General features: G+C 40.9%; 20 protein-coding genes, 1 rRNA gene and 1 riboswitch. Of the genes, 13 read left to right on the forward strand and 8 right to left on the reverse strand.

Going from position 1 to position 22,589, the window contains the following annotated elements:
• A 5S ribosomal RNA gene (gene rrf / locus H6G73_RS25210) occupies positions 1–95 on the forward strand; the annotation flags it as partial.
• Between the two features lie 117 nt (positions 96–212).
• Here rrf and dapF read toward each other — a convergent pair.
• Positions 213–1,049: a diaminopimelate epimerase gene (gene dapF / locus H6G73_RS11380; RefSeq protein ID WP_190604422.1), complete on the reverse strand. Its 837-nt coding sequence runs from the start codon at positions 1,047–1,049 to the stop codon at positions 213–215.
• Positions 1,050–1,125: 76 nt separating this feature from the next.
• On the opposite strand from dapF, the gene H6G73_RS11385 reads away from it, so the two are divergent.
• Positions 1,126–1,413 carry an Hfq-related RNA-binding protein gene (locus H6G73_RS11385; RefSeq protein WP_190604423.1) on the forward strand — a complete coding sequence of 96 codons (288 nt, stop codon included), beginning with the start codon at positions 1,126–1,128 and terminating at the stop codon, positions 1,411–1,413.
• 37 nt (positions 1,414–1,450) lie between these two features.
• Here H6G73_RS11385 and H6G73_RS11390 read toward each other — a convergent pair whose 3' ends face one another.
• The gene (locus H6G73_RS11390) at positions 1,451–3,757 is read right to left on the reverse strand and encodes a cation:proton antiporter domain-containing protein (protein WP_190604425.1); all 2,307 of its coding nucleotides are present in this window, start codon (positions 3,755–3,757) and stop codon (positions 1,451–1,453) included.
• 643 nt (positions 3,758–4,400) lie between these two features.
• The gene (locus tag H6G73_RS11395) at positions 4,401–4,709 is read right to left on the reverse strand and encodes a DUF3067 family protein (protein WP_190604427.1); all 309 of its coding nucleotides are present in this window, start codon (positions 4,707–4,709) and stop codon (positions 4,401–4,403) included.
• Positions 4,710–5,014: 305 nt separating this feature from the next.
• Between H6G73_RS11395 and petC the strand changes: the two genes are divergently transcribed.
• Both petC and petA read left to right on the forward strand, forming a co-directional pair.
• Positions 5,015–5,554, forward strand: a complete 540-nt coding sequence (gene petC, locus H6G73_RS11400) for a cytochrome b6-f complex iron-sulfur subunit (protein WP_190604429.1) — start codon at positions 5,015–5,017, stop codon at positions 5,552–5,554.
• 139 nt (positions 5,555–5,693) lie between these two features.
• Positions 5,694–6,695 (forward strand): cytochrome f, encoded by a 1,002-nt coding sequence (petA, locus tag H6G73_RS11405; protein WP_190604431.1) that lies wholly within the window; start codon positions 5,694–5,696, stop codon positions 6,693–6,695.
• Between the two features lie 271 nt (positions 6,696–6,966).
• Here petA and H6G73_RS11410 read toward each other — a convergent pair whose 3' ends face one another.
• A complete protein-coding gene (locus tag H6G73_RS11410; protein ID WP_190604433.1) occupies positions 6,967–7,749 on the reverse strand; it encodes an ABC transporter permease in 783 nt (260 codons plus the stop codon).
• A gap of 105 nt (positions 7,750–7,854) precedes the next feature.
• Here H6G73_RS11410 and H6G73_RS11415 point away from each other — a divergent pair, with 105 nt between their 5' ends.
• The 3 genes from H6G73_RS11415 to H6G73_RS11425 all read left to right on the forward strand — a co-directional run bounded on the left by H6G73_RS11415 (position 7,855) and on the right by H6G73_RS11425 (position 10,863).
• Positions 7,855–8,460 carry a DedA family protein gene (locus H6G73_RS11415; RefSeq protein WP_190604435.1) on the forward strand — a complete coding sequence of 202 codons (606 nt, stop codon included), beginning with the start codon at positions 7,855–7,857 and terminating at the stop codon, positions 8,458–8,460.
• Between the two features lie 98 nt (positions 8,461–8,558).
• Entirely contained in the window at positions 8,559–9,092 is a 534-nt protein-coding gene (locus H6G73_RS11420) for a hypothetical protein (RefSeq protein ID WP_190604437.1), read from the forward strand.
• Between the two features lie 46 nt (positions 9,093–9,138).
• The gene (locus H6G73_RS11425) at positions 9,139–10,863 is read left to right on the forward strand and encodes an ABC transporter ATP-binding protein (RefSeq protein WP_190604439.1); all 1,725 of its coding nucleotides are present in this window, start codon (positions 9,139–9,141) and stop codon (positions 10,861–10,863) included.
• Here the strand turns inward: H6G73_RS11425 and H6G73_RS11430 are convergent.
• Positions 10,856–11,758 (reverse strand): alpha/beta fold hydrolase, encoded by a 903-nt coding sequence (locus H6G73_RS11430; protein ID WP_190604441.1) that lies wholly within the window; start codon positions 11,756–11,758, stop codon positions 10,856–10,858. The two genes, H6G73_RS11425 and H6G73_RS11430, sit on opposite strands and share 8 nt — an antisense overlap.
• 166 nt (positions 11,759–11,924) lie before the next feature.
• Between H6G73_RS11430 and pyrH the strand changes: the two genes are divergently transcribed.
• The gene (gene pyrH / locus H6G73_RS11435; RefSeq protein ID WP_190604443.1) at positions 11,925–12,653 is read left to right on the forward strand and encodes a UMP kinase; all 729 of its coding nucleotides are present in this window, start codon (positions 11,925–11,927) and stop codon (positions 12,651–12,653) included.
• Positions 12,640–13,188, forward strand: coding sequence for a ribosome recycling factor (gene frr / locus H6G73_RS11440; RefSeq protein ID WP_190604445.1), 549 nt, complete (start codon positions 12,640–12,642; stop codon positions 13,186–13,188). Before pyrH ends, frr begins: the two co-directional genes overlap by 14 nt.
• Positions 13,189–13,284: 96 nt before the next feature.
• Here the strand turns inward: frr and arsH are convergent, their stop codons facing one another.
• Complete coding sequence (gene arsH / locus H6G73_RS11445) at positions 13,285–13,944, reverse strand: arsenical resistance protein ArsH (protein WP_190604447.1); 660 nt, start codon at positions 13,942–13,944, stop codon at positions 13,285–13,287.
• 430 nt (positions 13,945–14,374) lie between these two features.
• On the opposite strand from arsH, the gene H6G73_RS11450 reads away from it, so the two are divergent.
• On the forward strand, positions 14,375–15,502 hold the full coding sequence (locus tag H6G73_RS11450) for a geranylgeranyl reductase family protein (protein WP_190604448.1): 1,128 nt from the start codon (positions 14,375–14,377) through the stop codon (positions 15,500–15,502).
• 171 nt (positions 15,503–15,673) lie between these two features.
• On the opposite strand, the gene cydB is transcribed toward H6G73_RS11450, so the two are convergent.
• On the reverse strand, positions 15,674–16,684 hold the full coding sequence (gene cydB, locus H6G73_RS11455; RefSeq protein WP_190604450.1) for a cytochrome d ubiquinol oxidase subunit II: 1,011 nt from the start codon (positions 16,682–16,684) through the stop codon (positions 15,674–15,676).
• 9 nt (positions 16,685–16,693) lie between these two features.
• Positions 16,694–18,136 (reverse strand): cytochrome ubiquinol oxidase subunit I, encoded by a 1,443-nt coding sequence (locus H6G73_RS11460; protein ID WP_190604452.1) that lies wholly within the window; start codon positions 18,134–18,136, stop codon positions 16,694–16,696.
• 384 nt (positions 18,137–18,520) lie between these two features.
• Positions 18,521–18,663: riboswitch (cobalamin riboswitch) on the forward strand.
• Positions 18,664–18,945: 282 nt separating this feature from the next.
• Here H6G73_RS11460 and H6G73_RS11465 point away from each other — a divergent pair.
• From H6G73_RS11465 to H6G73_RS11475, 3 genes are all read left to right on the forward strand, one after another.
• Complete coding sequence (locus tag H6G73_RS11465) at positions 18,946–19,356, forward strand: DUF1636 family protein (protein ID WP_190604454.1); 411 nt, start codon at positions 18,946–18,948, stop codon at positions 19,354–19,356.
• Positions 19,357–19,568: 212 nt separating this feature from the next.
• Positions 19,569–21,626: a TonB-dependent receptor plug domain-containing protein gene (locus tag H6G73_RS11470; protein ID WP_190604456.1), complete on the forward strand. Its 2,058-nt coding sequence runs from the start codon at positions 19,569–19,571 to the stop codon at positions 21,624–21,626.
• A 46-nt stretch (positions 21,627–21,672) separates the two neighbouring features.
• Positions 21,673–22,545: a (2Fe-2S) ferredoxin domain-containing protein gene (locus H6G73_RS11475; protein ID WP_190604458.1), complete on the forward strand. Its 873-nt coding sequence runs from the start codon at positions 21,673–21,675 to the stop codon at positions 22,543–22,545.
• Positions 22,546–22,589 lie beyond the last annotated feature (44 nt).

The raw sequence follows: 22,589 nt of genomic DNA on the forward strand, positions 1-22,589 counted from the left end.
ACCACACTGATCCCTTCCCGAACTCAGAGGTGAAACGCTGCTGCGGCGACGATAGTTCTCGGGTAGCCGATTGTCACAATAGCTCGATGCCAGGTTCTCTCTTCTCCTAAGCCTCCTCATTCTTCATGCGGGGGCTTTCGGTTTTTGGTATAAGTTTACTAGAGAGGTCTGAATTAAACCTCTCTATTGTGTTGTTAATGTCGGTTAATCAATTAATACTTGCCTGTAAATACCCGTTCTGCTGGACCAGTCATGTAAATACGTTGATCAACTTCTGACCATTGAATTTCTAATGGTCCACCAGGTAATTCTATGGTGGCAGTACGATCGCATTTATCGTTCAATACCCCAGCCACTAAGGAAGCACAAGCACCAGTTCCACAGGCTAAAGTAATACCAGCACCTCGTTCCCAAACTCGCATTTTTAGGTAATCACGACTAACTACTTCTATAAATTCTGTATTAGTACGTTGGGGAAAGACAGGATGATGCTCAAATTGGGGGCCAATACTTTCTAAGGAAATAGCAGCAACATCTTCTACAAAGGTAATGCAGTGGGGATTACCCATACTGACACAGGTCACATCCCAGGTTTTACCTGCTACTTCTAGAGGTTGGTTAATAACTTTTGCATCAGCAGGTGCAAGGGTGGTAGGAATTTCTCCGGCTAATAATCGGGGTAAACCCATATCTACCTTTACGCCATCGACAGCTAGTTGGGGTGTAATGACACCAGCTAAGGTATGAATGCGATAGTAGTTTTTAGTGCGGGACATACCTTCTAAATCAGATAAAAAGGCTGCTAAACAGCGAATGCCGTTGCCACACATTTCCGGTTCGGAACCATCAGAATTAAAAATTCGCATCGTGTAATCTGTGCCGTTTTGTCCAGGTAGGGCAAAAATTACACCATCAGCCCCGATGCCAAAATGGCGATCGCACCACTTCACGGCTTGTTCTGGTGTCAGAATAGGCTTTTCTGAGGAGCGATTATCTATCAAAATGAAGTCATTGCCGAGACCGTGATACTTAGTAAATTCGATTGCCATTTTCCCCTAGATGAATTATCAAAGATAAATTACTACTCAATTAACATTGTCCATCTTGAACAAATCGTTACCGCAAATGGCCACCTCTGAATTTGATATAACACTACCCAGCATTCGCCTAGTGCAAAAGTGGATTAAAGAGAAAGCAACAGTCGAATTCAAGTTGATGACTGGTGACTTAATTATAGGCAAGGTGTTTTGGCAAGACCATACTTGTATATCAGTGATTGATGCTAATAATGAGCAATTCACGATTTGGAAGCAAGCGATCGCCTATAGTAAACCTCAAACAGAGGTAGTCACAGAAAGGTCTTTAGTTCCTATGGAAGAAGGCAAAGCGAAAATGGCTAATATTGATTCTTGAAGGCAGAAGGTGACAGATCACTTCTATGAACCAACACTTATCCTTCTTCCTGGATTTCTAAAATTTTGCCAATGGGAACAGCCAAGGGAACTCCACAGGAGGCGGTGAATAGTTGTTGTAGTTGATTGAGATTTGGTAAACGTCCACATAACAAAACTTGATCACCTACTCTTAAATCCATACCGCCACTGGGAAAACGGATAAATTTACCATCCCGTCGAATGGCTTGGATTTGTACTCCATGTTCTTCTTTGGCAGTTAAATCTGCTAGGGTTTTTCCTAAAACTGGGCAATCTGAGCGGACTGTCACCCATTGGCAAGCACTGTTTTCCTTGGGCACAGCCACTTGTCCTTGAGCTAATTCTGCTAATGCGGCTAGTTCCTCTGTTTCCCCTACTACAAGTAAGCGATCGCCTGCTTCTAGTTGAGTTGCACTACTGGGATAGTCAATTTCCTCCCCATTTTCGCGCTTAATAGCCATCAAACTCACCCCTGTGAGGTAGCGCATATCCGCTTCTTCCAAGGTCATACCAATTAATGGTGAATTAGCTGGTAGGTCATACCAATGGCGATTTAAGTCACGGGTAACTTGTTGTAAATGCTGGGCCACTTCAGCCGCAGAACGTTCTGGACGCAAATACAAGTAATGATTTTTGCGGATTTCCTGCATAGTCTGCTGGACTGATTCAGGTGACAACCCCACCCCAGTTAAGAGATATGTTGCCATTTCTAAACTGGCTTCAAATTCCGGTTGTACAACTTCCCTCGCCCCCAATTGATACAGGAGTTCAATATTTTTATCTTGGGTAGCGCGAACAACTAAGTCTAACTCTGGGGATAGTTCCAATGCCCGTTTGAGGGAGAGACGAATACTAGCAGGATCTGGGAGAGCGATCGCCATTCCCTTAGCATGGTTAACTCCAGCCGTCTCTAATACATGAAAACTCACCGCATTCCCATAAACGTAGGGTATTTCTGCCTCTCGTAACTGCTGAATCCGGCTTTCCGACTGATCTATCACCACTAAAGGTAACTGGTGTTGCTGTAACAACTTCACCAAATTTTTGCCAATGCGCCCGTAACCACAAACTACTATATGGTCTTTAAAAGGTAAATCTGCTGAAAAATCCTGTGCTTGGTCATCAGCCAAATAGGGTTTAAGCCAAGGCATAGATTCAGCAAAAGTAAATAGAAATGGGACTAACCGCAAGACGAACGGAGTCAACATCAGAGTGACAGCAGTTGTTCCCAAAATAAATAAATATATGCGTCGGGAAACTAAACCTAAAGCCTGTCCTTCACTGGCGAGAACAAAGGAAAATTCCCCAATTTGTGCCAGTCCGAACCCAGCGATTAAAGCTGTTTTTAAAGGGTAACGGAATAGTTTGACTAAAGGTGTAATAATTAAAAACTTGCCCACAAACACTAGGGCAACTAATCCCAGAATCAACTCTAGATTGTTCCACAAAAACACTGGGTCAATTAGCATCCCAATGGTGGCAAAAAACAAGCTAGCAAAGATATCGCGCAAAGGTTCTACGATAGTGAGAGTTTCGTCAGCATACTCTACTTCCGAAATCATTAACCCTGCAACGAATGCCCCCATTTCAATAGACAGGCCCAAAAACTCTGTCAATAGGGCAATACATAGGCATAGGGTAACTACCCCTAGCAAAAATAACTCTCGGCTTTCAGTCCGGGCTAGGAGCCTCAATAAAGGCGGAATTAGCCAAATACCAGCTATCACTGCACCTGCTGCGAATAAAACAATACGTACCAAGGCTGTGACAACTGCTAAACCAATGGCTTCACCAGGCTGATGTAAAGCTGGTAATACTGCCAACATCAAACCCAGTGCTAAATCCTGCACTACCAAAATACCCAGCATCACCTGTCCGTGGGGCGTTTCTGTTTCGTTGCGTTCCATTAAGCATTTGAGGACAACTGCTGTGGAAGATAACGACAGAATTGAACCTAAGAACACACCTTTGGCGGGTAAGGTGCCCCAAGCGCCAGTAACTCCGCACACCACAACGGTGATCAGGATGGTCAGGGCTATTTGTAGCGCGCCTCCCCCTAAGGCTATAGCCTTAACCTTTTTAAGTTCAGCAAAGGAGAATTCCACCCCCAAAGCGAACAACAAGAAGGCCACCCCAAATTGCGCTAGGGTTTCTACCTGAATTACTTCTTTTATCAGTCCTAGCCCTGCTGGCCCAACAACCATCCCGCCGATGAGATAGCCTAGTAAAACAGGTTGTTTCAACAGCGAAGCCAGCAGTCCACCGCAGGCGGCGACAGCAAAGACTGATACCAAATCAACAATTAACCGAAAATCCTCTTGCACCAGTTTTGATCAGAACTATGAAGACCTTATAGACTCAGCATACAAAGTTTTAACTCTTTGAGGGGAGAGTTGGAGTCAAAGGAGAACAAAATTTTGGTGATTAATGGAGATGTTCCGGATACTAGGTGAATTAAAGCACAATCTTTTTCAGATTAAGCTTTGCGTGTCAGTGCGAAATTTTAGGTAAGAGGATCAATAAAGGAGCCTTAGTGGAATTTTCCAGGGATTGCCAAGGTAGAGTGACAGGTGTTTACACATGTAGCAGAGGAGAGAAAAAGAGTTGAAAATATCTTGGGCTATGGCTTGAATCTAAAGGTTATTATCTTGGATATTTTGCATTTACTGTATGATTTATTCTGAATTTATAATTGTTTGCATTTGATTTTTTCTATAAAAATTATCAATTTAGCTTGTGTATAGTGTTGATAAAAATAACAGCAAAGTTTTAATTAGATTATGAGAATTTGCCTATGTTTTTCCAGAAATTGTTACATCAAAATTTTTGTTGAGAAATAACTAAATAAAATGCTCATCGCAATTATTTTGAATTGATATTTATAATAGATAGTTGGGATAATGATTCACACATCAACAATGAGAATGCTCATCAAATAGGTGATATTTGTGATGGTTGGTATAAACATCACAATAGCCATTCTGAGGCGCGTTCACCCAAATCCAGAGGAATACTCACAGCTTTACCAAGACGGGGGCGCTCTTTAGTTTGTGTAATAAAAGTTTGCACTTGTTGTGTTCCACCCAAGGCATTGAGATAATTAGCAATGCTATCAAGATGTTCTTGGTACTCTGCTTCGCTTAAAGGAAAAGAAGCTTGCTCAAGGTATTTCCACATTACTTGCAGAAATATCTTGCCTTGTGTGCGACGCAATTGGACATCATAAGAGTGTCCCCATTTATCAATCAATATTTGGCGTAATTCCTTTCCTGTCATACCAATTTGGGATTTTGGACTGGGGATGTTCTATTGGGAATACCCATCGTTGGACTGTTGCCGAAGATGGTCATAGAGCTTTTCTCAATTAGATTTTACATTTAGTTATGATGTTAAGTTCCGTAACTCCAGTATGATAAAGATATAAAGAAATGTAATGCTAACAGAAAAGATGCTAGATGTATCTTCCAAGCAAGAAATATGGCATCACTGTCGGCGTTAGCATTGCCACTCAGACAAGGGTTGATCAAGAAATGGTACTCTTGTCAAAATGCTTAACAAATTAGACAAAGAGCGCGTAGATTATGGCTCAATTTTCTGAATCAGCAGACGTGCCAGATATGGGGCGTCGTCAATTCATGAACCTGCTCACTTTTGGCACAGTAACCGGAGTGGCTTTAGGTGCATTGTATCCCGTTGTCAATTACTTTATTCCCCCTGCAAGTGGTGGTGCTGGTGGTGGGACAACTGCAAAAGACGAATTGGGCAATGATGTTATTGTCAGTAAGTTTCTTGCTAGCCATAATGTAGGCGATCGCACCCTTGTACAAGGTTTAAAGGGAGACCCCACATATATTGTGGTGGAAAGCAAAGAAGCTATTACTGACTACGGGATTAACGCCGTTTGTACTCACTTAGGTTGTGTTGTACCTTGGAATGCTGCCGAGAACAAGTTCAAGTGTCCTTGTCACGGTTCCCAGTACGATGCCACAGGTAAAGTGGTTCGCGGTCCTGCACCACGTTCTTTGGCATTAAGCCATGCCGCAGTAGACAACGACAAAATCGTTCTCACCACTTGGACAGAAACAGACTTCCGTACTGGTGAAGAACCTTGGTGGGCTTAATACGCTACTGAGTGCTTACTGGTAACGGGTAATTGGTAATAGTTAATTGGTCAGGCTTTTCTTCCCAAATACCAATAACTAATCACCAATGACTAATCACCAATGACTAATCACGAATTCAACCTTTGTCCTGATAGAGATGAGAAACGCTTGTACACCTGCGAGGTTGACTCGCATAGCTAGAGCGATGTTAAACACATTGCTTATAGCGATCGCTACTGTGACATTTTTCTTCACCAGCGATCTAGCCTTTACCCAAACTGCTGCTGCTTATCCTTTCTGGGCCCAACAAACCGCACCAGAAACACCCCGCGAACCAACCGGACGTATTGTTTGCGCTAACTGTCACCTAGCAGCTAAACCTACAGAAGTAGAAGTACCTCAATCCGTACTACCTGACACCGTATTCAAAGCCGTAGTCAAAATTCCCTACGATACCAGCGTTCAGCAAGTAGGTGCTGATGGTTCTAAAGTTGGCTTGAATGTCGGTGCAGTATTAATGTTGCCCGAAGGCTTCAAGATTGCGCCAGAAGACCGGATTTCTGAAGAACTGAAAGAAGAAGTAGGCGACGTTTACTTCCAACCTTACAAAGACGGCCAAGACAACGTAGTTATCGTTGGCCCTATCCCTGGCGAACAATATCAAGAAATCGTCTTCCCTGTTCTTTCTCCTAACCCCGCTACTGACAAAAATATCCACTTCGGTAAATATTCTGTGCATGTAGGTGGAAATCGGGGACGCGGACAAGTTTATCCTACTGGCGATAAGAGCAACAACAACGCTTTCACCGCTTCTGCTGCTGGTACGATTACCAAAATTGCTAAAGAACAAGACGACACTGGTGCTGTTAAGTATGTAGTCAGCATCAAAACTGAATCTGGTAACGTTGTTACTGATGATGTTCCCGCAGGCCCAGAATTGATTGTTTCTGAAGGACAAACAGTTCAAACTGGTGATGCTTTAACTAATAACCCCAACGTTGGTGGTTTTGGTCAAATAGATGCAGAAATCGTTCTCCAAGATCCAAGCAGAGTTGGTTGGTTGATTGCTTTCATTTGTTTGGTCATGCTGGCGCAAGTAATGCTTGTACTGAAGAAGAAACAAGTGGAAAAAGTCCAAGCTGCCGAGATGAATTTCTAAATTATCTTAGTCAATTATCATTTTGAGGACAGGCAAACAGCCTGTCTTTTTTTGTAATGGAATATAAGTCAATACGGTTCAGTTAGGAATAAATGTAGGTTGGGTTTCGTTCCTCAACCCAACCTACGCGATTTAAGGTTTTTGACGCTAACTGAACGGTATTGGAATATAAGTACCCAAGGCAAATTAATTGCACATAGTTATTGAAAATAAACATCTCTAGGAGTTACCCCTCCTAAATATGAAATTTATTTTGTACAACTAATTATGGTTAACTGGAAGCACTGGTATAGAACCGTAAGGCAAACCGCCAAAACCAAGTAGAAAACAAAAATAATCCTATGGCTAATAAAGCTGTGCCTATTACCCAAGTAATTTGACTTTGACCTAACATAGATTGGGCAGGAATAGTCGTTAAAAAAGCCACAGGAACTACAAAGGTGAAAAAGAAGCGATAAGCGGCAGGATAGGCAACGATAGGGTATCTTCCAGCTTCTAGTAAACCACGCAAAACTTCAGTCACATTGTATATTTTGACAAACCAAATGGTTGTTGCACCCAACATAAACCACAGGCTGTATAAAATCACTAAACTACAACTGATAGGTAAGAGACTGAGCAAATAATTGTTGATGCTGATACCCAATGTTTGGCCTGCATAGCCGATGATGATCAAACCAAAGATGATATCTGGTAGACCCCAAGGCGAAATAGTGTGCGTAGATAACCAAAACTGACTGTGGATAGGTTTTAACAAGACAAAATCTAAAGTTCCTTCCTGGACATGACGAACAATCCGATTTAAATTAGGTGCTAGAAATGTGGCGGAAAATCCTTGTAATAAAGTAAATATTCCTAAAACTATCAATGCTGCGTTCCATGACCAACCAGCAAAATTGTAGTCTTGGCGATAAAACAAGAATAAACCGAATAAACTGCCAACTAAATTACCTAAACTACTGAAGGTAGCTAAGATAAAGTTGATTCTATATTCTATTTCGGCAGCAAAAGCAGCACTCCAAAAGAACCGTAGGACTCTGAAATACCTACCCATTGCGTCAACTCTCCATGTCCTGGAAAAACTTATTATAAATTTTTTCTCAGCAAAAATAGTCTAAGTTAAAATGTTGGATGCAGCTTTTGAGAAGATTCAGATTCTATGCACTTTGATTTACCGCAACTAATTCAATCACTAGGTTATTTTGGAGTTTGGGGGATGATCTTTGCAGAGTCTGGCTTATTGATTGGATTTTTTCTGCCTGGAGATAGTCTATTGTTTACGGCAGGATTTGTTGCTTCTCAACAGTTACTAAATATTTGGATACTAATTATTGGTGCTTTTATCTGCGCTGTTCTCGGTGATAATGTTGGTTATGCTACTGGTCATAAATTAGGAAGAAAATTATTTCAGCGTGAGGATTCTTGGTTTTTTCATAAAAAGCACATTGTGAAAACCCAGAAGTTTTATCAAAAACATGGTAAAAAAACCATTGTTTTAGCTAGATTTTTCCCTATTATCAGGACATTTGCACCAATTGTCGCTGGACTTGGAGAAATGCAATACCGCACATTTATGTCCTACAACTTAATTGGTGGTTTAGTGTGGACTGTGGGTATAACTTTATTAGGTTTCACTTTGGGTAAGTCTCTACCGGCAGAACAGGTAGATAAGTATTTGTTGCCAATCATTGGTTTAATTATTATTGTGTCTTTATTGCCATCAGTATTACATATCATCAAAGATTATAGCCGCAAACAGGACTGAATAATTTTGTTTATAACTTGCTTATGGGGGTCAAAATTTTGTTGATGAACAAGATGAAAATGTGTAGTTATAAAATCCAGTTATTAGTCTAATTAATCATGTTTTCTGTCAATCTCAATTTATATCTATTCCTGGAAAATTTGCTGTTTTTATTGGGTGCCACTCTGGTCATTTTCATGATGGCTTGGGGGTGGAGAAATGCTCAACCCTATACTCTACCCTTGCCATTTCCAGGATGGTATAAAATTTGGTTTTTATCAGTGCAAATTTTAGGAGCATTAGTACCATTTTTAGTCATGGTGTGGTGGGGTCTCATCAAGGGTGAATACAGAGTCTTAACTATCTTGGGATGGTATTTTTTTAATTTGGGGATGCAAATTATCTCAGAAAGTTTGACTTTGAGAAAGTATCAAAGTATAGCTTGGGTGATGGTTCCTTACATATATTTGCCCTACCGTTTTTGGCAGTTGTATGAAAGTTGGTCTATTTTAAATAGAGAAGCAGAGTTAATATGGCTCCAGTATCTCTTGCTGTTAGAGATAGTAGTATGGGCAATAAATTATCTTCTCGATGTGTCTCAACTACCCAGATTATGGTACTGGGAAGCGAAAGCAGAGGGGACTGGTCAATGATGTGGTAGCTTCAAACAAAGCAAAAGATTTTTTTGGAAGTTACGAGTTGAAAACGCGCTCTAATTACTGGCAACTGACACCATTTATCCGCAACCAATGGCCAACTATCGCTAAGGGATTTTTGGGCATTTTTGGTTATGTTCTAGCTACTTTAACGTTAATTAATTTGGCAGGGAAGTTAGCAACACCCTTTGGACAAGGTAATGTATTAGCGATCGCCCAATTGACTGGTATATGTGCTTTGGTCTTTCTGGTGCGGGGCTTTTTTCAGTCCATGCAAGATTTATACATGGCACGGGCAGCATTACGAGTGGCTTTTAATCTGCGTCGTCAGGTCTATACCCATTTACAAAAGCTCAATCTCAGCTATTTTGAAACAGCGAAAGCTGGTGATTTATCATACCGTTTAACTGAGGATGTTGACCGCATTGGGGAAGTGGTGAATAAAGTCTTTCATGATTTTGTTCCCTGTGCTTTACAGTTAATTGCTATTCCCATTTATATGATTTACCTCAATTGGCAACTTACTTTAGCCACAGTGATCATTGCTCCTTTGATGGGAATTTTAATTGGTTGGTTTGGAGAAAGATTACGTAAATATTCCCTCAAAAGTCAAAATCGCGTATCAGATTTATCAGCAATTTTAACAGAAGTTTTTGGGGGCATTCGCTTAATTCAAGCCTTTGCCGCAGAGGAATATGAAGTAGCGCGCTTTAGTCACGAAGCAGAACGCAGTTTAAAAGCCAAATATTCAGCTGAACGGTTGAAAGCAATTCAAATTCCCATTGTCGGGTTTATGGAGGCTTTGAGTGCATTATCATTGCTGATTGTAGGAGCTTGGCAAATTTCTCAAAACCATTTAACCGTGGGGGAATTTTTTAGCTATTTAGCCGCAGCAGCATTATTAATCGACCCCATTGGTCATACAACAAATAACTATAACGAATTTAAACAAGGTGAAGCCTCCGTTGACCGGGTATTTGAATTGTTGGCAATTCAACCAACGGTATTAGAAAAACCCAATGCCATGACCCTTACCTCCATCCAAGGCAAAGTAGAATACCGAAATGTGAGCTTTGCCTACAATCCTGGGGAGATCATTTTAAAGGATATTAACTTATTGGTAATGCCAGGACAAGCGATCGCCTTAGTTGGTGCTTCCGGTGCTGGTAAAACTACCTTCGTCAATCTTTTACCCCGATTTTATGACCCAATCAAGGGAGAAATTTTGATTGATAATGTCAATATTAGGGATGTCACCCTCAATAGTCTCAGGCGGAAAATTGGTCTAGTTCCCCAAGAAACCATTATGTTTTCGGGAACTATTGCTCAAAATATTGCCTTTGGACAAGAAAAATTTGATACCAGAGCAGTAGAAAACGCTGCGAAAATTGCCAATGCCCACCAATTTATTACCCAGTTACCAGAGGGATATAACACCTGGGTTGGGGAAAGAGGTGTAAATTTGTCTGGTGGACAAAGACAAAGAATTGCTATTGCCCGTGCGGTATTATTGAATCCGCAAATTTTAATACTGGATGAAGCCACTTCCGCCTTAGATTCAGAATCGGAAGCTTTGGTACAGGAAGCTTTAGAAAGATTGATGGAAAATCGCACCGTATTAATTATTGCTCACAGATTATCAACAGTGAGAAAATGCGATCGCATTTTAGTGTTAGAGAAAGGACAAATTATTGAATCAGGCAACCATGAGGAGTTGTTAGCTTTATCAGGGAAATATGCCCGGTATTACACCCAACAATTTAGTTAGGGGCTGAAGAAAATCCCAGTATCCAATCTTGCAAAATTGGATTCACTAATTCTGGTGCTTCATCTTGAGGGCAATGTCCCACACCTTCTAAGGGAATAAACTTTTGGACTGAGGGAAAATTAGCTAACTCTCGTCCTAATTCCACTGGTTCCCAAGGATCTGCTGTTCCCCACAAAATAATTGCTGGACAAGAGAGGACAGGTAACAGGTCTTCTGGGAGTGGGCCACTGGAATAGGAGGTAAAAGCAAGAAACACTTCTACCGCACCAGGATCGCTCGTAGGAGCCATGAGAATATCTACCAGTTCATCTGTGACGGTTTGGGGATTTGCATAGGCTTGGAGGAGAATTTTCCGCACAGTTTGTGGTTTAGCCAGTTGACTAAAAAAGAATTGACCCACAGCTTGAATGGATAATAACCGCTGCATCAAGGGTGCACCAAAGCGTTTAGTCCAAGGTAAGGTGGGGCGTTTGCGATCGTGAAGTAAACGGAGGGAACAATTGAGTAAAGCTGTCCCCAAAACAATATCTGGGTTTGTAGTAGCAGCTTGCAAGATGGCAATACAACCAATGGAATTACCCACTAAAAAAGCTGCCTCACCTACCACTTCCCGACAAAAGTCTGCGACTTGCTGACCCCAGGTTTCCAAGGAATAGGTGATTTTTTCCCCTGGAAGAGGTTTAGCGGAGGCACCAAAACCAATTAAATCCAGGGCATAGACTCGACAACTTGCCGCCAAAACAGGAATATTTTTGCGCCAATGCCACCAAGAAGCACCGAAACCATGCACCAGCACCACCGCAGGCCCAGAATTTCCTTGCATTTGGTAACAAATGGGAAATCCTTGCCAAATCCAGGTATAAGTGGATGTAAAAGTTTGTGTAGATTGCGTCATGGGATTTTGGATTTTAAATATGAAATTGGGGATTTGGGATGAACCCCAAAGATAAATCCGGGGCACTAGTAATTGATGGAAATCGAGTCCAACTAGACACAGATAGTCACTGTACTGTTATCTTAAATTGGAGGCAATAGCAACTTTTTCGATCAAGCGTAACTTCATGGGAACGAATTACCGACGGGTTTTACTTAAACTGAGCGGTGAAGCCTTAATGGGCAACATGGGCTATGGCATTGACCCAGAAGTGGTCAAGGAAATAGCTCAAGAGGTAGCAGAGGTGGTAGCCACTGGCGTTCAGATCGCCATCGTCGTTGGCGGCGGCAATATTTTTAGAGGCGTGAAAGCGGCATCGGCGGGTATGGACAGGGCGACCGCTGACTACATCGGAATGATTGCCACGGTAATGAACGCCATGACGCTGCAAGATTCGCTGGAAAGAATCGGCGTACAGACACGAGTACAAACAGCGATCGCTATGCAAGAATTAGCCGAACCCTATATCCGTCGTCGTGCCATCCGTCATTTAGAAAAAAATCGGGTGGTAATTTTTGGGGCTGGTTCGGGTAATCCATTTTTTACCACAGATACAACTGCTGCTTTACGGGCCGCAGAAATTGATGCTGATGTGATTTTTAAAGCTACTAAAGTAGACGGCATCTATGACGCTGACCCAGAAATTTATCCTCAAGCCAAGCGTTATACAAGTCTAACTTACGCCCATGTATTGGCTAACGATTTGCGGGTAATGGATAGTACAGCCATTGCCTTATGTAAAGAAAATAATATCCCCATTCTTGTATTTGACTTAACTGTGCGAGGTAATATTCAGCGCGCAGTTATGGGAGAATCCATTGGCACCCTTGTGGGAGGTTCATGTGAAATTAGCTGAAGCTGAGAGTACGATGCAAAAAACCGTTGAGTCCACTCAACGGGCTTTTAATACAATTCGCACTGGTCGCGCCAATGCGAGCTTGCTAGATAAGGTACAAGTAGAGTATTACGGTACACCTACTCCCTTGAAATCTCTAGCCAATATTTCTACACCGGATTCCTCAACCATCTTGATTCAGCCCTACGATAAGAGCAGCTTGAATCTGGTTGAAAAGGCCATTTCTATGTCGGATGTGGGTTTAACACCCAGTAATGATGGTTCTGTCATTCGGTTGAATATTCCCCCTTTAACTAGCGATCGCCGGAAAGAATTTGTGAAGCTAGCGGCAAAATATGCAGAAGAAGGTCGTGTAGCCATTCGTAACATCCGCCGTGATGCCCTCGATTCGATCCGCAAGCAAGAAAAAGGTGCGGAAATTTCCGAAGATGAAGCACGGGATCAGCAAGATAAATTGCAAAAAATCACTAATAAGTACACTGAAAAAATAGACCACTTACTAGCAGAAAAAGAAAAAGATATCACCACTGTCTAATTCTGCAATTTGACTATTGATAGGCTGAAGAATGGAACAACTCCATTTTTCAGTCTTTCTTTGATAGCAGAGAAAACCTAGAAAAGCTGGTTAAAATTATTTTTGATTCATTTCCAAAGCCTGATTTGCTACTTCAATTACTTGTTTTGCTGCTTTCTCTTTACGCTCGCTGTAACGGTCAGTTAGGTAGTCTACTTTGTCTCGCAACAACAAAGTAAACTTATATAATTCCTCCATCACATCAACCACTCGGTCACGATAGGCCGAGTCTTTCATCGTTCCATCTTCGTGAAATTCTTGATAGGCTTTCGCTACCGAAGATTGATTAGGAATAGTAAACATTCGCATCCAGCGTCCCAAAATTCGCATGGTATTCACAGCATTAAAAGACTGAGAACCACCGCTTACTTGCATCACTGCTAAAGTTCTACCTTGAGTTGGTCTCACTGCACCCACACTTAAAGGAATCCAATCAATTTGGTTCTTCATGATCCCGCTAATATTACCGTGCATTTCCGGTGAAGACCAAACTTGACCTTCAGACCACATACTCAATTCTCGCAATTCTTGTACTTTGGGATGAGTATCAGGAACACTGCCATAAATTGGTAATTCATATGGGTTAAAGAATCGGACTTCTGCCCCAAATTCTTCAATAATACGTGCTGCTTCCTCAGCTAAAAGACGACTATAAGAACGCTCACGCAGTGAACCATACAAAAACAAAATTCTGGGGGGATGGTCAAATCTGGTCATAGGGATATTCAGGCACAAATTAATTACTTACAAGCTGTATACCGTAAATATATCAATTTTTATTGATATATATCTTTAGAGATTTTCTCAAGCAGGTAATGGTTTAGCAATATCCTGAAAGCCTGAAAAGATAGTATCCTTTGTGAGCAAGGAAACATGACTTATCAAGTTTTATTGAAATATTTTTCCAAGATTATCATAACTGGGGTCAAATCTTGAGGGGGAGGGTGTTCTGTTGATGATGACTAATTGTGGCTAAATTCTTTGTATGTCAACCAGAATATAGGAACTCTAGCTTTTCAGCATCAGGTGTAATTTTGAATTGGTAGAAGTTCTGGGAGAGTTTTACGAAAAGTTTACAAAAAAATGTGGTTGCTTCTATATACTGGACAGGAATGTCAGCCAATTCAGTAACCATAAATTTAGACCTATGTACGACTGTATCATCGTCGGTGCTGGCCCAGCAGGTGGAACAGCAGCATATCATTTAGCCAAAAAAGGACGTTCAGTCTTAGTCTTAGAAAAAGAATCCTTACCCAGATATAAACCTTGTGGTGGCGGTGTGTCACCTAGTGTAGCTCAATGGTTCGATTTTGATTTTAGTCCGGCTATTTCCCTCAAAGCTGACTCTCTGCGCTTTACCTGGAAATTAGGTGATCCCGTAGAAGCCAAGATTGAGACCAAAGAACCAGTTTGGATGGTGCGGCGAGATATTTTCGATCATTTCTTAATTCAACAAGCACAAAGCCAAGGGGCTGAATTACGAGATAATACAGAAGTTACAGGTATAGAATTTAAAACAGATTATTGGCAAGTTAACACAGCCAATGGATCAGTTACAGGTCGCTATCTCATAGCAGCGGACGGTGCAAAGGGTCCAATGGCTAAATGGCTAGGTTTTAAAGAACGCAAACGCCGATTAGCGGGAGCATTAGAAGCAGAAATTCCCGCCAACATAGAGCAAAAAACCACAATTCATTTTGAATTTGGTCTAGTCAAAAATGGCTATATTTGGAACTTCCCCAAAGCTGATAGCTATTCTATTGGTGTAGGAACTTTCATTGGTGGCGAACCCCAAGACTTTAAAAAGATTTTAGATGAATACGCTAAATCTTTTAATGTAGATGTCAAAAATAGCAAACAATACGGTCATCCTCTGTGTATTTGGGATGGCAACCAAAAACTACACACCCAAAATGCAGTTTTAGCTGGAGAAGCAGCTTGTTTAGTAGACCCCTTTACCGCCGAAGGTATTCGTCCTTCCATTTTTAGCGGTGTACTGGCAGCAGGGTTTATTCACGATGCTTTAAGTGGTGATATTAACGCCTTAAGCAACTATAGCGATGCCATTAACGAACAATGGGGAACTGATATGGCTTGGGCACAAAAACTAGCAGGAGCATTTTATCGCTTCCCTGGTATTGGCTACAAAGTCGGCGTTAAACGCCCCTCTGGTGCTCAAATCATGGGTAAAATCCTTTGTGGTGAGTTGCGCTATGGTGATGTTGCCGGTCGCGCCCTTAAGCGTTTAATTCCTGTACCAGGATTTGGTGGTTAATACAATTTTGATTGGGGAATAACTGTAGACATTTTGTCTTATAGTGTTCAAATTGGTATGATTAGGGTGCGTTATCGCAATACTTAACGCACCAAAAAATTTGCCTTACTCAATCTTTAATCTCAAATCCAAACCAGTCTAAGCTATTATGCATTAAAAATGCACAATAGCTTATTCCCCTTCTTCAGTAACTACTTTGCCGCGAAAAACAAAATAGTTGTAAATGTTGTAGAACAACATCACCGGAATTAAAAAGCCAATAAAGGTAATCATAAAGACCATGGCACTGGGAGAAGAAGCCGCCTGATAGATGGTAATGCTGGGGGGAATAATGTAAGGAAAGGCAATAAATCCCAATCCCAGAAACGTGAGTAAAAAGATTAAAGCCGTGTAGACAAAGGCGGGAATTTCTTGTTGACGATTCAGGCTTTGAATTAATAACCAAACCAAAAATACACCCAACACCGGAATCAACGCAAACACATAGACTTCTGGTTGATGAAATAGTCTTGCCCTAGCATTTTCATAGACAATCGGTGTGGTAATAGTAATGAGAATTGCCCCGATTAAAGTAGTCCAAGCAGCTATTTTTGCTGTGCGGAAGTGCGTTTCCTGTAATTTTCCTTCTGTCTTTAGAATTAGGTAAGTTGAACCAATCAATACATATCCTTGCACCAGAGTCAATGCCATTAATAATGATTGCCAACTCAACCAATCCCACATCCCACCAATAAAATGTCCGGCTGCATCAACTTTGATACCTGCTAACACACCCCCCAAGGCAAACCCTTGAAATAAAGATGCGATGAAACTGCCAATACCAAAGGCAAAATTCCAGAAGCTTTTATTATCAGAATGTTCTCGAAATTCAAAGGCAACTGCCCGTAAAATCAGTCCTACAACCATCACCATTAACGGCAGGTACAAGGCATTTAAAATAGTCCCAAATGCTAAGGGAAAAGCGCCAAATAAAGCACCTGCCATGAGAATTAACCAAGTTTCATTGGCATCCCAGACGTTACCTAAGCTGGTCATCAATAGGGTACGTCTTTTTTCATCGGAAGAAGTTAAAGACAGGATACCAACACCCAAGTCAAAACCATCTAGCAGCACATAAAGAAACAGAAATAAACCCAGAATCACAAACCAAACTTGTGGTAAAAAATGCAGTAAGGCTTCCATTTATTTCTCCTATTGTTGCGCTTCTAGAGGACGACTATCAGGAAGGTGAGTTACTGATTCTGTAGCAATTACTGTTTTGATTTGATGCCCAGGAATAGGTAAATTTAAATCTGGTCCTTTACGAATAATGCGGCTACCAAAATATAAGGCAGAAACAAACAAAACGCTGTAGAGAACAGTGATAATAGTCAATGAAGCTAACACTTCTCCTGCTGGTAAATGGGAGGCTGCATCAGCAGTACGAATTTGTCCATACACTGTCCAAGGTTGCCTACCTACACAGCGTACAATCCAGCCTGATTCTATGGCAATATAACCTAATGGTGCAGCTAAAACCCAAGCTCTTAATAACCATTTTTGTTGAGCAAGGACATGGGGAGCGAGTTTACCCCTCAGCCATTGAATGACACTCCATAGCATCAATCCCACTAAGAAAAAGCCAATTCCTACCATCACCCGAAAAGAATAGTAAATTAAACCAATCATGGGGGGACGATTTTCTGGCTTCCATTCTTTCAGTCCTAATACAGGATGAGAAAGTTGGGGTTTGAGTTCTAAAATGTAACTTAAGCCATTGGGAATAGAAATTTCCCAATCATTTTTTTCAGCTTTACTATTAGGAATTGCTAACACACTCCAATTTGCAGATTTACCTGCGGGAATGGTTTCCCACTGGGCTTCCATTGCTGCTAGTTTGGTGGGTTGGTAGTGAGAAACTTGATCACCACTGGCATGACCAATGTATATTTGTAAAGGTGCAACAAAAAGCACTATGGCTAAAACTATCTTGAATGATTTAGCGAAAAATTCAGAATAGCGATCGCTTAATATATACCAAGCACTAATTCCACCAATCACAAATAAAGAAGTCTCCAAGGTGGCAAAGAACATATGGAGAAAACTATTCAGCATGAAGGGATTTAAAATGGCCTGAAAATAGTCATGAATGATAAATTTACCATTCACCATTTCTCCCCCTGCTGGGGTTTGAAACCAGGAATTAGCAGTCAAAATCCAGAAGGTGGACAAATTTGCACCAAAGGCCACTAAAATCGTCGCTAGGTAATGAATAACAGGGTTGACCCTCTCCCAACCGAAAATCATAATCCCCAGAAAAGAAGCCTCTAGCATAAAGGCCATCGACCCTTCAAAGCCAATAATACTACCTAAAAAATCTCCCACTGCTTCTGATAAAGGGGCCCAGTTAGTCCCAAACTGAAACCCCATTGGTAAACCTGATGCTACTCCTATGCCAAAATTCAGCAAGTATAATTTTGACCAAAACCGTGCATGACGATAATAATCAGGATTGCGCGTTTTTAGCCACAGTCCTTCTACAACTATTAGGTATATGGACATTCCCGTCGTCAAGACAGGCCACAGCATATGAAAAATTGCTGTCAATGCAAATTGCATCCGCGATAATGTCACGGTATTAGATAAAAATTCCATATTTGTTAAAGGCGTTCAAAAAAGCTCTCAATATATACTCTGAATATACAGTAATATTTATTTATATTGGGTTACTTCCAAAAGTTTTAAACTTTTCCACATTTGACAATATGTCACTTAAGAAAATCTCTATAAATTACTGTAATTTTTATGGTTTATATAAATATAAAAAACTCATATCATACCCAATCATGGGGAGGAAATAGTCAATTGATAATCCTATATCTAAGAGTATAGATATGAGAAAATCAGCAATTTTCATCATGATGAGGAAATGATTGGATTTTGAAGAGTTTACCCTTGAAAGTTGTCATTGAATATGTAAATTTTTATCAAAATTAGGCTATCTTAGCCTTTCAATGGAAGCGATCGCTAAAATTGCTGTATGATATCCACATATGCGGTTCTGATGTGGAACAGCCATCAGAGGTAACGGGGAAAGCTCGGTGTAAATCCGGCACTGTCCCGCAGCTGTAATGAGATACCAATCTCAAAGTCAGAATGCCCGCCGTTAGTACAACCAACTCCCATCTGCGAGGTACAGATGAATACAGCAATAAATACTTTCTCCCCTAGTCAGGGTTACTCTCTCATAGCTTCAGATATCCGCCACACATTACAAACTTCTATGAAATTGTAGGCAGCTTCGCAAAAATCGCAGTTTTTTCAAAGAAGATCACGATACAAGTTTAGAAAACCTGTTGTATCTCTTCTTGCGCTTTGCATATTCACTCGCACCTAGTAAAAAGTAGCTTGACGGGTGTGCGTGAGGCTAATTCCTACTTTCAATTAGCAATGTTTCAAAATTAATGAACAGCAAACAACATATTTTATTTGTCTGCACCACCTGCGCTAGTGTGTGGCAAGGTGGCAAGCGGGTTAGTGAAAGTGGTGGACAGCAGCTATTACAACAACTGCAACAACTGGCACAAACTTGGGAATTGCAAAATAAATTCTCCATTCAAGGCGTTGAATGTATGAGTGCTTGCAGTCATGCTTGCGTTGTCGCCTTGCAAGGAGAAGAGAAAATAACCTATCTTTTTGGCAACTTAGCAGTTGATGATAGTGCATCTGCCATCTTGCAATGTGCCACTCAATACTACACCAAAGCAGATGGTTTACTACCTTGGACAGAACGTCCAGAAGCTTTAAAAACAGGCATCTTAGCCAAAATACCACCCCTCAGTAAATGGGCAAAATTACATCGCAATTGCTGTTAATTCAATACCATTTGTAGGGGCGGGTTTACCCAGATCCCTGTTAATAATCGATACATATCTGTTAACCCGCCCCTACCCTCTTGCAAATTGCACCATAAACATAATAATAATAATCATTATCAAAATGCCTCCTGGCTGAGAGTTTTTGCAAAAAACCTCAAATCTTTAGTGACAACAAAATTTTTTAGTTATACAGGTGGCTGAAATTACCAATGCGTAATCAACTTATTGCCAGATGGGGAACTCAACTTATCGTCTCTAGCGTGACTATCGCCGTGGGGATGCTGTGGGAAAATTCCCGCATCATCGCTACAGAAACTGCACAAGCAGAAGAAAAAGAACCAGATATTGAACTTACAGTTATTGACAAACTCCTCAATGAACCTGTGTTTTCCCCTTTTCGTCGAGAAGGGACAGTCAAAGATTCCACCCGTCCGGTGTATGTTATTACCGGCGAAGAAATGGAAGCGCAAGGTGTAAGAACTGTCAGAGAAGCACTGCGATTTCTTCCTGGTATTTTAGGTGACGGTACAGTTGGGACAGAAGTAAACGCTTTAAGTGGTCAATTTATTCGCGGTTCTAACACCGGACAAGTTTTAATCTTATTGGATGGCAGACCAATTAATAATTTAGGTGGTGGTGGTTTCGATTTATCAGAATTTACCACTAATAATATTGAAAGAGTTGAAGTCTTACCCGGAGGTGGTTCAACACTTTATGGTTCAGACGCAATAGGTGGGGTAATTAATATTGTTACCCGTCGTCCTACAGAGCAAATTACCACAGAAACCAAAGTTAATTTCGGTTCCTATGGACTCAACCAACAAAGCATTCAAAATAGTGGTAAGTCTGGTGATATTTCTTGGGTAGTTGGTTACAACCGGACTCAAGCACAAAATAATTATCGCTTTACTATTCCTGAAGCTAATTTTGAGGGAACAAGAACGAATAATGACGCACTCTACAATAATTTTAATGTCAAACTAGAGGCAAATTTAGGTAAACGCAATACTTTAACCCTCTCTACCTTATATTTAGGGAAAGAACAGGGAGTACCAGGAGGCGTACCCATTCCTTTCCCGCAATTTGGACAGGGATTTTTTAACTCTCTCACCGAGAATAACCGGAAATACACAGACCAAGTTCTTACTGATTTAACCTGGAACTCCAAATTAGGAAGCGGTGATGATTCCCTATTAACAGCGAGAGTTTATGCTGACTTTCTCAACACTCGTTTTGATAATCGCAGTGGTGCAATTACCTCTCAAAACCGCTTTGATACCAAACAAGATTCCTATGGTATTCAAGTTACCCATAATTGGAATGTTGCTAAGAATAAGACCTTAGTTTATGGCTTTGATTATCGTAATACTAATGTACGGAATACTACATTTAATTATGGTACAAGCATCACCAGAGAAAATTATGATGATGCTATAGGTCAAGGGGCGATTTTTGGGAGATACGAAATTAACTTTTCTCCTAGTTTTAGTATGAATTTAGGAGTGCGGCAAGATTTTAGTAGTTTGGTCAATGGTTCATTTACATCGCCATCTGTAGGGGCAAAATTTGCAGTTTCAGATGCAACTACAATCCGAGCCAACTATATCAGAAATTTCCGTGCGCCGACGATCGCCAATTTATTTAATAATAATCCTACTAATATTGGTAATCCTGACCTCAAGCCAGAACAAGGAGATAGTTTTGATGTGGGGATTGACCAAAAGTTAGGTAACATTGGCTTGTTGAGGTTGACATTTTTTAGTAACCGTGTTTCTGATACAATTGCCTTTAAAAGACTCACACCGCCTGTCAATGGCAATACGGGAACTTGGGAAAATATCGGTTTGGTACAAACTACGGGAATTGAAGCTTCGTTAAATTTACAATTGGCAAGGAATGTCTATGCTTTTGTTAATTATACGGCGAATGATCCGCGTATTTTAGCAAGTGCTAATCCGGCGGAGGTTGATAAGGAATTAAGGTTTGCAGGTGCGGATAAATTAAATTTAGGTGTATCTTATGAAAATCCTCAAGGTTGGTATTTTGGTGTGTTGATGAATTCTTTAAATGGCTATCCCACTAATAATATTAATACAGAGTTTCTTTCGGGGTATACGACTTTTGATTTGAAGATGCGTGTACCTATTAGTGATAGTTTGGTTTTAACTGGGAGTTTGGATAATCTGTTTGATCAGCGTTATCAGTTGTTTCCTGGGTTTCCTGATGGGGGGAGGGTTTTTCAGGTTGGTTTGAGTTCTCGGTTTTAAAGATTTGTTTCGCGCAAAGGCGCAAAGGCGTAAAGGAGAATTAAGAATGGCTGAGTTTAATTGTTGGGTGACACCAGTTAATGAGGTAGTTAAGGAAGATTTAGCTACGGGGGGGTTTGTTGAGTATGAATATTTTGATTGTGGCAGTGATGTTTTAGCATCGTTAGTTTATACTTTGTTTGAACAGAATTGGCAGCAAGTTGGGATTGCTCATATTGTTCAAGGTAGTGTTTTGGAGTTGGAATTTAATGCACCGCCAAAGCTTTGTATTCTCTATGATGGCTATTTGACGGTGGCGGCTGAGGGTTGGCATTTACATTTATGTATTGATACTAATTTTGGCGGCCCTTTGTGTAAAACTCCTGTGGAAGTGAGGAAGCAACGTTTAGTTTCCCGTGCGGCTTTTTATCGGCGGTTTAATGCAGAAGGAAATCCTAGAAGTTGGGGGATTCAGTTTTGGAATGGTGCGAATGAACAATTGATGACGATTTTGTTACCTAATCCTTTGGTGGATGGAGAAAATTTATTACCGGAGGGTAAACCAAATCTAGATAAATTAGCTCTTTATCAAGATTTGCGAGATATTTATGTATTAGGTAAAAAACCCATACCCTTTACTAAAAATCCTCTCAAACATTCCTATATTTCCGTTTGTACCTCTACACGCTGTCTTCCTTCCCGCAAATGGCAACCTACATTTGATGCTTTAAAATCAGCAGTAGAAAACGCAGGTTTAGACATCGAAGTCAGAACATCCGGCTGTTTAGAAGTGTGTCAACTCGGCCCAGTTGTTTTTTATTCCAATGATAGAACTTGGTACACTCGCGTTAACCCCAATGTTGCCGAAAATATCGTCAACGAACATTTGGTGAACGGTAACAAAATCACCGAAAACCTCTACCCACCCCAAACCCCCTAACCTTCCTCTAACTCTCTGCGTCTCTGCGTCTCTGCGTGAGATAA

Origin of the sequence: Richelia sinica FACHB-800, from assembly GCF_014698825.1 — a bacterium.
In the GTDB taxonomy this organism is placed as follows: Bacteria; Cyanobacteriota; Cyanobacteriia; order Cyanobacteriales; family Nostocaceae; genus FACHB-800.

What these genes read in the sequence shown, in the direction of transcription:
- arsH (WP_190604447.1), bottom strand. Translation starts at nt 13,944, where the DNA reads ATGACCAGATTTGACCATCCCCCCAGAATTTTGTTTTTGTATGGTTCA.
- H6G73_RS11430 (WP_190604441.1), bottom strand. Translation starts at nt 11,758, where the DNA reads ATGACGCAATCTACACAAACTTTTACATCCACTTATACCTGGATTTGG.
- H6G73_RS11395 (WP_190604427.1), bottom strand. Translation starts at nt 4,709, where the DNA reads ATGACAGGAAAGGAATTACGCCAAATATTGATTGATAAATGGGGACAC.
- H6G73_RS11450 (WP_190604448.1), top strand. Translation starts at nt 14,375, where the DNA reads ATGTACGACTGTATCATCGTCGGTGCTGGCCCAGCAGGTGGAACAGCA.
- pyrH (WP_190604443.1), top strand. Translation starts at nt 11,925, where the DNA reads ATGGGAACGAATTACCGACGGGTTTTACTTAAACTGAGCGGTGAAGCC.
- petC (WP_190604429.1), top strand. Translation starts at nt 5,015, where the DNA reads ATGGCTCAATTTTCTGAATCAGCAGACGTGCCAGATATGGGGCGTCGT.
- dapF (WP_190604422.1), bottom strand. Translation starts at nt 1,049, where the DNA reads ATGGCAATCGAATTTACTAAGTATCACGGTCTCGGCAATGACTTCATT.
- H6G73_RS11410 (WP_190604433.1), bottom strand. Translation starts at nt 7,749, where the DNA reads ATGGGTAGGTATTTCAGAGTCCTACGGTTCTTTTGGAGTGCTGCTTTT.
- H6G73_RS11470 (WP_190604456.1), top strand. Translation starts at nt 19,569, where the DNA reads ATGCGTAATCAACTTATTGCCAGATGGGGAACTCAACTTATCGTCTCT.
- H6G73_RS11460 (WP_190604452.1), bottom strand. Translation starts at nt 18,136, where the DNA reads ATGGAATTTTTATCTAATACCGTGACATTATCGCGGATGCAATTTGCA.
- H6G73_RS11415 (WP_190604435.1), top strand. Translation starts at nt 7,855, where the DNA reads ATGCACTTTGATTTACCGCAACTAATTCAATCACTAGGTTATTTTGGA.
- H6G73_RS11385 (WP_190604423.1), top strand. Translation starts at nt 1,126, where the DNA reads ATGGCCACCTCTGAATTTGATATAACACTACCCAGCATTCGCCTAGTG.
- H6G73_RS11420 (WP_190604437.1), top strand. Translation starts at nt 8,559, where the DNA reads ATGTTTTCTGTCAATCTCAATTTATATCTATTCCTGGAAAATTTGCTG.
- cydB (WP_190604450.1), bottom strand. Translation starts at nt 16,684, where the DNA reads ATGGAAGCCTTACTGCATTTTTTACCACAAGTTTGGTTTGTGATTCTG.
- H6G73_RS11465 (WP_190604454.1), top strand. Translation starts at nt 18,946, where the DNA reads ATGAACAGCAAACAACATATTTTATTTGTCTGCACCACCTGCGCTAGT.
- H6G73_RS11475 (WP_190604458.1), top strand. Translation starts at nt 21,673, where the DNA reads ATGGCTGAGTTTAATTGTTGGGTGACACCAGTTAATGAGGTAGTTAAG.
- petA (WP_190604431.1), top strand. Translation starts at nt 5,694, where the DNA reads ATGAGAAACGCTTGTACACCTGCGAGGTTGACTCGCATAGCTAGAGCG.